Source organism: Abyssibacter profundi, assembly GCF_003151135.1.
Taxonomy (GTDB): Bacteria; Pseudomonadota; Gammaproteobacteria; order Nevskiales; family OUC007; genus Abyssibacter; species Abyssibacter profundi.
Genome location: NZ_QEQK01000005.1, coordinates 100,203 through 112,339 on the forward strand (window position 1 = coordinate 100,203; position 12,137 = coordinate 112,339).

Annotated in this window: 12 protein-coding genes; 3 read left to right on the plus strand and 9 right to left on the minus strand. The window is 63.8% G+C overall.

Going from position 1 to position 12,137, the window contains the following annotated elements; genetic code table 11:
- Positions 1-5 precede the first annotated feature (5 nt).
- Positions 6-986, minus strand: coding sequence for a hypothetical protein (locus tag DEH80_RS06245; RefSeq protein WP_133249137.1), 981 nt, complete (start codon positions 984-986; stop codon positions 6-8).
- Between the two features lie 18 nt (positions 987-1,004).
- The gene (locus DEH80_RS06250; RefSeq protein ID WP_133249138.1) at positions 1,005-2,006 is read right to left on the minus strand and encodes a hypothetical protein; all 1,002 of its coding nucleotides are present in this window, start codon (positions 2,004-2,006) and stop codon (positions 1,005-1,007) included.
- A 287-nt stretch (positions 2,007-2,293) separates the two neighbouring features.
- Here DEH80_RS06250 and DEH80_RS06255 point away from each other — a divergent pair, with 287 nt between their 5' ends.
- Positions 2,294-2,740 (plus strand): hypothetical protein, encoded by a 447-nt coding sequence (locus tag DEH80_RS06255; protein WP_109719629.1) that lies wholly within the window; start codon positions 2,294-2,296, stop codon positions 2,738-2,740.
- 21 nt (positions 2,741-2,761) lie between these two features.
- Here DEH80_RS06255 and fsa read toward each other — a convergent pair whose 3' ends face one another.
- A complete protein-coding gene (fsa, locus tag DEH80_RS06260) occupies positions 2,762-3,406 on the minus strand; it encodes a fructose-6-phosphate aldolase (RefSeq protein WP_109719630.1) in 645 nt (214 codons plus the stop codon).
- Positions 3,407-3,649: 243 nt separating this feature from the next.
- On the opposite strand from fsa, the gene DEH80_RS06265 reads away from it, so the two are divergent.
- Positions 3,650-4,324, plus strand: a complete 675-nt coding sequence (locus tag DEH80_RS06265; protein WP_133249139.1) for a DUF4097 family beta strand repeat-containing protein — start codon at positions 3,650-3,652, stop codon at positions 4,322-4,324.
- Positions 4,325-4,362: 38 nt separating this feature from the next.
- On the opposite strand, the gene bfr is transcribed toward DEH80_RS06265, so the two are convergent.
- A complete protein-coding gene (bfr, locus tag DEH80_RS06270; protein WP_109719632.1) occupies positions 4,363-4,863 on the minus strand; it encodes a bacterioferritin in 501 nt (166 codons plus the stop codon).
- Between the two features lie 272 nt (positions 4,864-5,135).
- On the opposite strand from bfr, the gene DEH80_RS06275 reads away from it, so the two are divergent.
- On the plus strand, positions 5,136-5,912 hold the full coding sequence (locus tag DEH80_RS06275; protein WP_109719633.1) for a ferredoxin--NADP reductase: 777 nt from the start codon (positions 5,136-5,138) through the stop codon (positions 5,910-5,912).
- Between the two features lie 51 nt (positions 5,913-5,963).
- On the opposite strand, the gene DEH80_RS06280 is transcribed toward DEH80_RS06275, so the two are convergent.
- The 5 genes from DEH80_RS06280 to DEH80_RS06300 all read right to left on the minus strand — a co-directional run bounded on the left by DEH80_RS06280 (position 5,964) and on the right by DEH80_RS06300 (position 12,071).
- On the minus strand, positions 5,964-6,746 hold the full coding sequence (locus DEH80_RS06280; protein ID WP_109719634.1) for a crotonase/enoyl-CoA hydratase family protein: 783 nt from the start codon (positions 6,744-6,746) through the stop codon (positions 5,964-5,966).
- A complete protein-coding gene (locus tag DEH80_RS06285) occupies positions 6,743-7,156 on the minus strand; it encodes a VOC family protein (protein WP_109719635.1) in 414 nt (137 codons plus the stop codon). Before DEH80_RS06285 ends, DEH80_RS06280 begins: the two co-directional genes overlap by 4 nt.
- Positions 7,157-7,350: 194 nt before the next feature.
- A complete protein-coding gene (locus DEH80_RS06290) occupies positions 7,351-9,795 on the minus strand; it encodes a penicillin acylase family protein (RefSeq protein ID WP_109719636.1) in 2,445 nt (814 codons plus the stop codon).
- Between the two features lie 30 nt (positions 9,796-9,825).
- Positions 9,826-10,752, minus strand: a complete 927-nt coding sequence (locus DEH80_RS06295; RefSeq protein WP_109719637.1) for an SDR family oxidoreductase — start codon at positions 10,750-10,752, stop codon at positions 9,826-9,828.
- Positions 10,752-12,071, minus strand: a complete 1,320-nt coding sequence (locus tag DEH80_RS06300) for a flavin-containing monooxygenase (protein WP_109719638.1) — start codon at positions 12,069-12,071, stop codon at positions 10,752-10,754. The genes DEH80_RS06295 and DEH80_RS06300 overlap by 1 nt, the downstream gene beginning before the upstream one ends.
- Positions 12,072-12,137: the final 66 nt, after the last annotated feature.

Genomic DNA, 12,137 nt, shown 5'->3' on the forward strand with positions numbered 1-12,137 from the left:
CGGGGCTAGCCGCCCGCCAACAGGCCGGAAGCCGGGGCGGCCGTATCGCCGACCAGCTGATCCAGCGGTAGCGGCGCTACGACAAACGCGTCGGTGAGGACCGGCCCGATGGCATTGGGCATGCCCTGGGTGGACCGCAGGGTGATGGCCCGCAGGCGCAGGGCATCCACCAGACCCAGGTCGCGAATCAGCTGACCGTGGAAACGCAGGGGAATCCAGTGCACGCCCGGTGACAAGACCTGGGCTGTCTGGGCAATGGCCTGCGGTTGCCCGGCCAGATCCGCCAGGCTGCCTTCCAGGTGGACACGGCCAGGGGCTGCAACCGTGGCCTCCGCCAGGACCACCAGGTGCCCGTCTTCAATGCGCTGCCTGAATTTGCCGGTGAGCTCGGCGGCCGGGTTGCTGTAGAGAAACCCGGTCGACCCCTTGCGAACGCTGCCGTCCGGCGCCGTGGCGGTGAGTCGCACCAACACGCTGCTGGCCTGGCCCAGCGGTGGGGCCTTGGTGGGGTCCAGCGTCAGCGCCGTGGTGAAGACCCCGTCACCGGCCACGGTATCCAGGCCCCGACCGCTGTCCGTGTAATCCAGACTGGCCAATGGCTGCCCGGCCTCGGTGACCAGTTCGGCCGTAATGGACCAGTCTCCGGTGGCCCCGCGCAGCTGATCCCAGGGAGATTGTTCGGTATCCAGCCAGGCTAGCTGTGCAAACAACTCAATGGTCTCGCCGGGTTGCGCCGCCACGGTAGAGGCCCAGGCCTGCAGGGCGGGTGCCTCACCGTTGGGACCACGGACCGACTGGATGCTGATCTCACGGGCGCTGAGGATGGGATCGCTGTCCACCTGTAGTGGTTGGGACCAGGCTGGATACCGGGCCTGCTCGGCGGCGCTGGCTGCCGCATGTGCAGCCAGGTCCGGCAGGGTGGCCGTCTGGGCGGATGCTGTGGCGGTCATGAGGCCGCCGGCTATCAAGCTTGCGATGATTCGCATGGATGTCTCCTGTGGCGGCTAGTAGAGGATGCTGACGAATTCGGCGGAGGTCATGCTGCTCTGAACCACGGTGTTCGGTGAACAGGCACTTCCGCTGCAGGTCCAGATGCCATCCGGGATCGACCGACGGGTGTCTGAATCCGAGGCGTCGCGGATGTCGGAATGGTTCTCATGGGCCGCATCCAGATTGAAGAAGCCCGAAACCTCCTGCTTGCTGCCGTTGCCGCAGGCATCGCTATTGTCATAGCTGGTTGTGGCCGAGCCGTTGCAGGCGTAGATCGACGCATACTGGACCACGCCGTCATCCTCGCCGGACAGGCAGGCGCTGGCGCCGAAGATCGCTTCATAACCACCGGTGAGATAGACGTTCTTGGCCGGGGCGCTGGAAAACGCGCGGACCTGCACGTCTTCGGAGGAGCGCAGCCAGTAGGTCGCCGTATCGCAGCTTTGAATCCAGCTGGCCGCCCAGTTACAGCCGCCACTGGATTGCCCGCAGACCGCATCGGCGCCTTCGGAGCCGCGATGGGCGCCGGACAGGCTGATGCTCAGGCTGATCCGGCTGGCGACGGTGTCGTAGGGGCCGTTGTAGTTGTAATTGGGGTCCGAGCTGTCGTTGTTGCCGAGGATGAAGTCCATCACCGTGTTGCCCATGGAGTGGGCCACGATCCAGAAGCTGCCTCCTTGGGCGTGGGTGGTGCCGCAGCTGTTGCCTCCGCCATCGGCCGTGCCGTTGGTTGCGGCGACAATCTCATTGGCGACATGGCCGGCCGCATCGGCATCCCAATAGGCCTGGGACCCGTTATAGCCCACCACGTAGTAGTCAGTCGCAAAGTTCTTGGTGGCCGTCTGGATGAAGTCATCGCTGCCGTTCTTCCAGTAATCGCGGGCAGCGGTCCAGCTGGTGAAGGTATTGGTATCGGTTTGTTTGCCGTGGATGAAGATCAGGCAGGGGGCGGCGAAGGCCTCCCAGCTCATGATCGATCCGCAGCACACAAGTAGTGCACCGAGCGTGCGTTTCATGTTGCCTCCATTCGTCTTCCATGAACGTCAACCCGCAAGGCTGACGGGGCGGCGGGGCATCCGCCGCCGCAGCCGTGGGATAGCACGACCACGCGAAGCCTGCGTGAACCCGGCAACGGTCTGTTGGGGCAGCTTGCCAAAGCCGCATCAAACGGGCGTTTTGTGCGCTGCGAGATGCTTTTGCAGTGCAAGGTCAGCCGATTAACGTGCGCAACGTCCTGATGAGCGGCCAGATTGTCTGGCGCGGATGTTGCAGCGCATCACGCCACGTATCCAGGGAGTGGATCATGGCGAAGCAGCCACGGATGACCGTTCGGGTGGGGTGGCGTGATCTGGTTGAATCGCAGCAACGCGGTTTGCTGTCGGCGATGAACAGTCTGGGCCCACAACTGGGCGCCGAGTTCGTGCCGGCCGGTGCGGCAGATGCCGACTTGCTCATCGTTGCGGCTGCCGCATCCGCACCGCCACCCGCGCAGGGTCGCCAGCAGCAGATCACCCTGGCTGATCGCAGAGACCAAGCCCGGGCTGATCTCGTGCGTCCGTTTCGCGTGGCCGAGCTCCGGTCCGTACTGGCAGCGGCCTTGGATCGCCTGCGTCAGGCCCCGCCGTCACCCGCGGCGCCGCGGATGTATCGCGGTGTGCCGGTGGAGTCGTCCGGGCGGGCTGCAGGCCGCGCCGAGGCGGATGAGCGGCCGCGCACCGGCCTGGTCTACCGCGGGTCCCGGGTGGGGTAGCCCGGAACCCGTCGTGCCGGCTTAGAGCCCGGCTTTTTTCCAGTCAGCCAGAAAGCGCTCCAGCCCGCTGTCTGTCAGCGGGTGGTTCAGCAGCTTGTCGAAGACTCCGGCCGGAATGGTGGCGGCGTCAGCGCCTGCCAGCGCAGCCTGGAGCAAATGCTCGGTGTGGCGGATGCTGGCGGCCAGCACCTTGGTTTCAAAGCCGTAGTTGTCGTAGACCTGTCGCAGATCGCGGATCAGGTCCATGCCCGCCTGACCGATGTCATCCAGGCGGCCAATGAACGGCGACACGTAAGTCGCGCCGGCCTTGGCTGCCAGCAAGCCCTGGACCGCCGAGAAGCACAGCGTGACGTTGGTCTTGATGCCGTCATCGGCCAGCGCCCGGCAGGTTTGCAGGCCGTCCCGGGTCAGCGGCAGCTTGACGACGACGTGCTCGTGCAGCGCGGCCAGTTCACGCGCCTGCTCCAGCATGGGTGCGGCATCGGTGGCCGTGACCTCGGCGCTCACCGGTCCACCGACGAGCTCGCAGATGGCGACGACGGTCTCGTGGAACGGACGCCCCGTCTTGGCAACCAGCGAGGGGTTGGTGGTGACGCCGTCTACCAGACCGCCGGCCACGCAGCGGCGCAACTCTTCGATATCCGCGGAGTCGATGAACAGTTCCATGCAGGCAAATTCGCGTGTGGGGGAGGCCTCGCATTGTAAGCGCATTGAACTGCGCGCGACGGTTCGTGCCGGTCAGCCATCCAGAGCGGTACACCGGGGAGATCACCAAATTTCGGTCAGACTGGCCGGAATCAGCAGGGGTTCATGCCTGGCTCGCGTCTAAGTATCTGAATTTCAAAGGGCGCGTGACTGGCATGCGCCGTGCGCAAGTGCCCGGTACCGATGACATGGGAGATGGTTGGAATGAATCAACGGAAGATGGGGCGCTGGGTTGGACTTTGCGCGTTGGTGCTGGCGACCTCCGCCTGTGCCGGCGTCGATGTGGAGCGGGTGAATGACCCCTCCGCCGACTTTGAGCTGATCAACGGCGCCATACGCATCGGGCCGAATAGCCAGGTGGGGTCGCTGGAGACCGTGAATGGTTCGATTGCCGTGGGCGACCGATGCCAGGTGAAGGGCATCGAAGTCGTCAACGGCGCGATCACCCTGGGTGATCATGTGGAGGCCGGTGATATCGAGTCAGTCAACGGCGGCATCACCGCAGGGGCCGCGCTGCGTGTGGACGCAGGGATCGAAAGCGTCAACGGTGACATCCAGCTTGGGCCGGGTGCCCGTGTACGCGGCGGAATCGAAACCGTGAACGGTCAGATCAGCTTCGAAAACGCCCGCATCGAGGGCGGTATCGAGACGGTGAATAGCTCGATCGACACCGGCGCGAACAGCGTCATCGTCGGCGATATCGTCTACGAGCGCCCTGAAGGCCAGCTTCGCAGCGTGCCGCGCCTGGTAATCGGGCCGGGCACACGGGTGGAAGGAGATGTGCGGCTGGATCGCGAGGTGGCAGTGAGCATCCACGAAACCGCCCGGATCACCGGCCGTATCAAGCGCGGCTGGCAACAGGCCGGCATTCAACTCTAGGGAAGAGAGGCGGCCGCTGGGCCGCCTCTTCACCGGATTTACATCGCCGGGTCGGTTTCCTGATTGGGGTCGGTTCCAACCTGGGACTGGGTGTAGTTCTGTTCCCCGAGTTTGCCGATTAGCGACAACTGCGTTTCCAGGAAGTCGATGTGCTCCTCTTCCGACTCGAGAATCCGCACAAACAGCTCGCGCGACACGTAGTCACCCACTTCTTCACAATGGGCAACCGCGTCTTTGTAGAGCGGATGGGCCTGCATCTCGATCTTGAGATCGCATTCCAGAATTTCCTGCACGGTCTCGCCGATGAATAGCTTGCCGAGATCTTGCAGATTGGGAAGGCCGCCGAGGAACAGGATGCGCTGGATCAGTGCATCGGCGTGCTTCATCTCGTCGATGGATTCCTCGTACTCCTTCTTGGCCAGCTCGTGGATGCCCCAGTCCTGCAACATGCGCGAGTGAAGGAAGTACTGATTGATTGCGGTCAGCTCGTTCTTCAGACCGGCGTTCAAGTATTCGATGACCTTGCTGTCGCCTTTCATGGCTATGCTCCTGTGGCCGGCACGTCCGGGCTGTTGATGTGAAGTGGGCGCGAGAATACGCCCCTAGCCGCCGCCCATCAAGCTAAGTTGCTGATTTTTCAGGACAATTTGAATGATTACCGGAAGCGTTCTCATTTGGCCTTACAGCGGCTGGCTGACCTGCATGTCAGGAAGCGTTTGATCCATATAACAAAAGTGGATGTTGCATTGCGGCAGGTGCTTGCCATCCCTATCGTCGCAGGCCCATTCAAGGCGCACAGGCGACAGACACCATGGCCGCAGTAGCTCCCGAAACCGTGCTCAGTGTTCATCACTGGAACGAGACCCTGTTCAGCTTCACCACCACACGCGACGAAGCCCTGCGCTTCCGCAACGGCCAATTCGTGATGGTCGGTATGGATGTCGAAGGCAAAAAGCTGCTGCGCGCCTACTCCATTGCCAGCGCCAACCATGAGGACTTTCTCGAGTTCTTCAGTATCAAGGTGCAGGATGGGCCGCTGACCAGTCGCCTGCAGCACCTAAAAGAAGGCGATCAGATTTATGTCAGTCGCAAGCCCACCGGCACCCTGGTGCTGGACGACCTGAACCCAGGCCGCCACCTGTGGTTGCTGGCCACGGGCACGGGCTTGGCCCCGTTCCTGAGCCTGATCAAGGATCCGGAAAGCTACGAGCGGTTCGAAAAGGTCATCGTCGTCCACGGGGTGCGCTACGAGAACGATCTGGCCTATCGCCATGTGCTCGAACATGAACTGCGCGAGCACGAATACCTGGGCGATCTGGTCGGCGATCAGCTCATCTACTACCCGACCGTGACGCGTGAGGACTTCCACAACCGTGGACGCATTACGGACCTGATCCGCAGCGACAAGTTGACGGATGACCTTGGCCTGGCGCCGATGAGCCCGGCGCATGACCGCGCCATGCTCTGCGGAAGTCCCGGCATGCTCAAGGACACGGCGTCGATTCTGGACGAACGTGGATTCACGATCTCGCCGGGAATCGGAGAGCGTGGGGACTATGTGATCGAACGCGCGTTTGTCGAAAAATAGGTACGGCGGGCGCGTGCACTCGAGCAGAGGCGACTACGCCCGCCGCCGCCCCTATCGGCCCTTGAACTCGGCCGGCCGGCGTTCCACGAACGATTGCACGCCCTCTTTGACATCGTCGGAGGCCATGATCGGCTTCAGGTCTGGCAGGAGTTGCTGGATGGCGGCCTGTTCCAGTGTGGCTTGCTGAATTCGCGCCGACACCAGTGTCTGACGGACGCCGAGCGGGGCCTGGGCCGCGATGGTTTCTGCGATCTCCATGGCGCGGTTAACCACCTGGTCGGGCTCGGCGATCTCCTGGATCAGCCCCATGCGCTGGGCTTCTTCCGGGCCGAACTCATCGCCGGTCAGCAGGTAGCGCATGGCATTGCCCCAGCCGATGTTCTGGATGAACCGGGTGGTGGCGCCGCAGACCGGGTAGATGCCGCGCTTGATCTCGATCTGGCCGAAGCGGGTGCCGGTGGCCGCCACACGAATATCGCCGGCGAGCATCAGCTCGATGCCGATGGTGTAGCAAATGCCGTGGATGGCGTAGACCAGCGGCTTGGAGACGCGACGGTCCGGGTGCAGACCCACGGGATCGCAAAGTCCTGCGTCGGGCTTCGGCCAGGCGCCAGAGGAGAACACCTCCTGCCAGTCGGTTAATTCCAGCCCTGCCGTGAAATGCTTGCCGTTGCCATAGACCACGGCGCAGCGTAGTTCGTCGTCCTGATCCAGTTCGGCAAAGGCTTCCGACAGCTCCCGCCACATGTCCAGATCGAAGGCGTTGTACTTGTCGGCGCGATCAAATCCGATCTTGAGGATGTGGCCAACGCGTTCGGTCGAAATTTTGCTCATGTGGTGTCTCCTGCTTGTTGTGTTTGAAGGGGATCGGCCTGGTACAGCGCGCAGACCGCACCCACCGGGTCCCGAATGACCGCGAATCGCGGGGCTTGCTCGGATTGTGCCGGCCGCAGCACTTCACCTCCATGGTCGAGGCAGGCACGGACCGCTGCATCCAGGTCAAGGACGTGGATGTAGATCAGCCACTGGGCCGGTAGACCCTGGTTTGGGGGGAGGTCGTGACAGATCCCGGCAACCGGGTCGGCGCCGGGCGGGCCCACGGCATAGTCCTGATGGTCGTCGACGGGGACCGCCTCGGCCTGCCAACCCACGACGGCTGCGTAAAAATCCTTAAGCGTGCCGGCGTTTGGGCCGGTTAGGTCGACCCAGCCAATGGTGCCGGGGCGTGCCGATGGCTTACTCATCAAGATGGTCCTGGCCCGTCAGAATGGCTGCCGGCAAGGCGTGACCGGCGGGGGAAGTCCTGGATTATTCGCGCCGCGAATAGATCAGCGTCTCCCTTGGCATTGTGGCGGTTCGTCCGGGTTTCTGCCACGTGCCTATCGTTGTTGCAGGGTGCTCGCGGTGATCGCTTGATCGCAACCCGCTGGGCTTCGGTCTACCGGCTGGCAGTGGGCAGCGTGAGCTCCAGCCTTTCGATGGCTTGTTCGCGAATCGCGGCCTGGCAAAACGGGACTTCCAGCCATTGTTTGTCGCCGTACAGCGCGGTTTGGTCGGCGTGGTAGGGCGAGCTGGGGTCGGGTGACTGCGCGTAGGTGGTGATCGTCGACACGCGGGGGCAGCCCTGTGGGGGGAAGCTCACGACCTGGGTATAGGTATTCCCATGGTAGGGGTTGGCATAGCCCACGGCCGGGTCCCAGTCGATATTCATGATGCTGTACGAGCCCATGCGATCGATGCCGCCATGTAGCGGATAGCGCCGGCCCGCACGTTCGATGAACTGATAGTCGCGCAGGCGGGCGTCGAGCGCGATGCCGGCGTCGTTCAGCTCGGTGACCGCATCAGCCAGGGCGGTTTGCACACTGGGGTGCAACGGGTTCAGCCCGCTGGGTGTGTCGATGGGCGCGTCCGGGTCGAAAGGCGTGAGAAACGCGTGCGTGCCGGGCAACCGGGTCTGGGTGGTGGTGCCGGAGGGCAGGGTCTGGCCTGTGAGTCGGCCGGCGATACGCCGGAACAGCAGGGCACCCGGCGCGTCCAGGTTGGTGGTCAGGTCCCAGGCGGCCAGGACGCTGCAGGCCTCGGAGACATCCACCGGTCCGGCGCTGCCGACCGCGATGCCCAGCGTGTTGCAGAGGCTGACCAGTTCATCCCGCCACAGCTCGCCCAGGTACTGGCGCGAGCCGAAGACCCAGTCCTTCATGATGTCATGGGTGAAGCCGACGCCGGGGTAGCCGTCGGTTCCCGCGAGGCGCTCGCGGATCATGGTCAGGCCCAGGCGTGTGCGCAGCCGCCGCTCCGTGCCTTCTTCGCCCAGAATCCGCGGAAAGCCGGTCAGCGGCTGGTCCGGATGGGTCAGCCAATGCGAATCATTCGAGTTGCTAACGTAGTCCGATCGAAACAACCGGGGCAACCGGTCCGGGCCGAGGATGCCGGGGGCAACCGCATCCGGGTCGTCATCCCAGGCGCAGTCCGATCGACTGCCGTCAAGTATGGGTAGGCCCAGCAGGGGAAACGAGACCAGTCCCGCGGCCGATCCGCAGGCGATGGCCTTGTCGTCCTCAACATTGGCGGCCACGGTGATGTCGCCGTAGAACGCCTCGCCCCCGCGATCGACGGCAATGGTGTTGGCCCAGGGAATGCCCTGCAGGGTATCGAGCAGCGATTCGAACTCGCGCACCGTCCGGACCTTTGCCAGGCGCACGAAGTGATTGAGGTAGCGCATGTTCTCGCGATTCGGATCGGCCAGTGCAAAGCCCAGTGCCGGCGTCCAGGCGAACACCGGCAGGCCGGCGATGTTCGTCACCATCGGGCCGAAACGGGTGGTGTAGAGCGTGCGGTTGATCGTGGTGAGACGGCCGTCGGCCTGTCGGGCTTCCACCGTGAGTGGCCAGGCCTGCATCGGTTCGACCGCGCCGTCGATGACAGTGCTGTACGGACCGGCCAGGGTCAGCTGATAGGGCGTGAACCGAAAAGCCGACGAGGTCGTATGCGACCAGGCCACATCGCGGTTGGTGCCGATCACGATGAACGGCAGGCCCAGAAAGCTGGTACCGGACAGCTCCGCCTCGCCGGGGATACGAAAGCTTGCCTGATAGAAGATGCCGGAGTCGTTGTAGGTCTGGTGCGGGTTGCCCATTAGTATGGGGATGCCGTCCGCGCTGGCCTCGGTGCCGATGGCCACGGCATTGCTGGCCATGTGTCCACCGGGCTGCCAGTCACCGGCCTGGCGCAATCCCGCTATCACCGCCGGCAAGTCGCCGGCACTGGCTTCGGCCACGGGCGCCGCGCCACCAATCCCGTCCACAGACGGTGCCGAACCCGCGAAGATGGCCAGCGTGTAGGCCATGCGAAACACGTCGTCTGTGGTGATCGGCTTGACCCAGTCGGCGCCACGACATGCGGGGTCACTGAGCTGGTCGACGCCGGTGTCCTCCAGGTAGCGGTTATAGCCGGCCACATGCCCGGCGAACAGGTCTCGAATTTCTGGCCCCGGCCCCAGAGGCGGCGGTTGGGCAGCCAGGCGTTCCACCGTCCCTTGGGCGCGAATCAGCTGGAAGAAGAAATCGCTGTTGAGGTTGTTGAAGGTAAAGCCGTTGGCGGGGAACGGGAAATCCGCATCGGCGCCGAAGTGCCGTGATCGCTCGCCTGCCGCGGTGATGTAGAACTCGGCGATCCGGCAAATCGCATCCTTGGCGGCGACGTAGCCATAGCCATAACCCAGGCCAAACCAGTCGGCGGCCTCGATATGCGGCACGCCGCCTGCGGTCCGGGTCACGCTGACCGTGCCGGTGGCTGCGCCGTCCTCGGCAACCTGCGATGCGCCGTTGCAGGCGGCCAGCACCGTGCTGGTCAGCAGGAGGAGCAAACAGCGGGGTGACAACATTGGAGCCTCCCTCAGGCCTGCGCAGTGCTGCTAGCGCTCGGCCCGCTGGTGGTCGCGCCAGTGCAGAAAGGCCTCGCGCGATGACTTGGCGGGCACGTAGCCGAATGCGTCTTTGAGCCGCTGGTTGTCCAGCACCGGCCGGAACTGGATGAACTTGATCTGCTCCGGGGCATAGCGGCTCAGACCCAGGCGGTGACCGATGATCAGCCCCGCCTTGATCAGCGGTAGCGGCAGCTTGAGTACGGGCTTGCCCAGCAATGCGCCCAACTCATCCATGGTCAGGCAGCCATCGCCCGCGACGTTGAACTGGCCGCCATGACCGGTTTCCACGCCGTGGCGAATAATCCCGACGAGGTCCTGGTCCCAGATGAAGACGAACGGCGAGTCATAGCCACGTATCGCAAGCAGGCGCTTCTTCTCGAACAAATTGGTGATGAGATTGCGCGTGCCGGACCCGATCACCGTGCCGACCCGCAGCACCAGCTGGGTCAGTTCGGGATGGGCTTGCCGGTACTCGGCCAGTAATTCCTCGACCTGGCGCTTGTGATCGGCATAGGGCATTTCAACATTGCCGCGTAGTGGATCGGTCTCGGAAATCCATGCCGGGTTGTCGGCGTAATACCCATAGGCTGCGCCGCTGCTGGTCACGGTTAGGTGCTGCACGCCGCCCGCCAGGCAGGCATCGAGCACGTTGCGGGTGCCATTGACGTCGATGTCGTAGTCGCGGGCGCGGTCACCACTGAATTCCAGCACGGCCGCCAGATGGATGACATGGGTGATCTGCTGGTCGATCACCAGGTCCCGCAGCGCCGGATTGCGGATGTCCATGGCGCGCAGGTCGAACCCGGCGTCGCTGTCGCTGCGCAGATCAATGCCGATGACGTGATGCTGCTCGGCGAGCTGTCGGGCCACCTGACGGCCGATGTAGCCGCCAGCGCCGGTGATCAGAATGTTCATCAAGCCGCCTTGGCCGGCAGGTCGGCTCGCAAGGCATCGATATGGCGGGTGAGCACTTTGTTATAGACCTGTTTGTTGACGTAGTAGGCCATGCGGTCGAGCTTGAGATAGGCGTAGCCGCCATCCAGCCGTTCCCCGGCCTGTTCCGCCTTGGCCTGCTGCAGCCGCCGTGCTGATGCGGCCCCGTTGTGCAGTTGCCGGATATACAACGCAACCAGCTCGGCCTGGCGACTGCGCGCCTCCCAGCCCAGCCCGGTGGCTTCGACCATGCCCATCATGAACACATTGTCCGAGTGGGGGTGGAAGCAATTGAGGTAGAGCTCGGGTGCTGCCCCGGTCCAGTTCAACTCGGCCGCGTCGATGAAGGGGTAGTGCAGCTTGTAGCCGGTGGCCTGGACGATGAGGTCGTACTCGCCGCTGTTGCCGTCCTCAAAGGTCACGGTGAGCCCCTGGCAATGCCGAACGTCCTTGCGCACAGTGACATCCCCATGGCCGGCGTAGTGCAGCAACAGCGAATTCAACACCGGGTGGGATTCGTAGAGCTTGTAGTCGGGGTCGGGCAACCCGTAGTCGGAAGGTTTGCCGACCAGGGCCTTGATCACGGCGCCATCGATAAACTGCTTGATTGGCCGGGGCAGGGCGATCTGGCCGGCGCCGAGGGTGTCGATCGGCCGGCCCAGCACGAACTTGGGCAGAAAGTGGTAGCCGCGACGCAGCGACATGTCCACGCTCTTGGCGTGGTGCACGGCATCGACCGCAATGTCGGCCCCCGAGTTGCCACAGCCGATGATCAGGACGCGCTGGCCCGCGAAGTCGCGGGCGGTCTTGTACTCGCTGGAGTGCATGACACGGCCGGCGAATGCTCCGGGCAGTTCGGGCTGGTTGGGTTCGTGCAAGGTGCCATTGCAGAGCATGAGGCCGGCAAACTCCCGCGTCTGCTCCTGGCCCTTGCACCGCGTGGTGATCAGCCAGGGGGCATCGGGGGCCGGGTGTTGACGCTCGGCGCGTACGACTTCGGTGTCGAATTCGAAATGCGGGTACAGCTCGAAATGTCGGGCGTAGTCCTGGAAGTAGCGTTTGAGTTCGCTGTGATGCGGGTACTCGGCCACGTCGTCGGCCATCGGGAATTCCTTGAATTCCGTCATGCGTTTGGACGAGATCAGGTGGGCCGACTCGTACATCGTGCTGGTCGGACTGTCGGCATCCCACAGCCCCCCGACATCATGGTGGATTTCGAAGCCGATGAAGGGCAGGCCGAGCTTCTGGAGATTGCGGGCCATGCTCAACCCCGTGGGGCCGGCCCCGATGATGGCGTACATTAGTGGCAATGAATCTGCGCGAATGTGGGGGAGCCTAGATTACGCGCCGACACGGCCTGGCTCCCG

Coding starts and splice junctions, on each gene's coding strand:
- DEH80_RS06290 (WP_109719636.1), bottom strand. CDS start 9,795: ATGTTGTCACCCCGCTGTTTGCTCCTCCTGCTGACCAGCACGGTGCTG.
- fsa (WP_109719630.1), bottom strand. CDS start 3,406: ATGGAACTGTTCATCGACTCCGCGGATATCGAAGAGTTGCGCCGCTGC.
- DEH80_RS06275 (WP_109719633.1), top strand. CDS start 5,136: ATGGCCGCAGTAGCTCCCGAAACCGTGCTCAGTGTTCATCACTGGAAC.
- DEH80_RS06280 (WP_109719634.1), bottom strand. CDS start 6,746: ATGAGCAAAATTTCGACCGAACGCGTTGGCCACATCCTCAAGATCGGA.
- DEH80_RS06295 (WP_109719637.1), bottom strand. CDS start 10,752: ATGAACATTCTGATCACCGGCGCTGGCGGCTACATCGGCCGTCAGGTG.
- bfr (WP_109719632.1), bottom strand. CDS start 4,863: ATGAAAGGCGACAGCAAGGTCATCGAATACTTGAACGCCGGTCTGAAG.
- DEH80_RS06245 (WP_133249137.1), bottom strand. CDS start 986: ATGCGAATCATCGCAAGCTTGATAGCCGGCGGCCTCATGACCGCCACA.
- DEH80_RS06255 (WP_109719629.1), top strand. CDS start 2,294: ATGGCGAAGCAGCCACGGATGACCGTTCGGGTGGGGTGGCGTGATCTG.
- DEH80_RS06250 (WP_133249138.1), bottom strand. CDS start 2,006: ATGAAACGCACGCTCGGTGCACTACTTGTGTGCTGCGGATCGATCATG.
- DEH80_RS06300 (WP_109719638.1), bottom strand. CDS start 12,071: ATGTACGCCATCATCGGGGCCGGCCCCACGGGGTTGAGCATGGCCCGC.
- DEH80_RS06265 (WP_133249139.1), top strand. CDS start 3,650: ATGAATCAACGGAAGATGGGGCGCTGGGTTGGACTTTGCGCGTTGGTG.
- DEH80_RS06285 (WP_109719635.1), bottom strand. CDS start 7,156: ATGAGTAAGCCATCGGCACGCCCCGGCACCATTGGCTGGGTCGACCTA.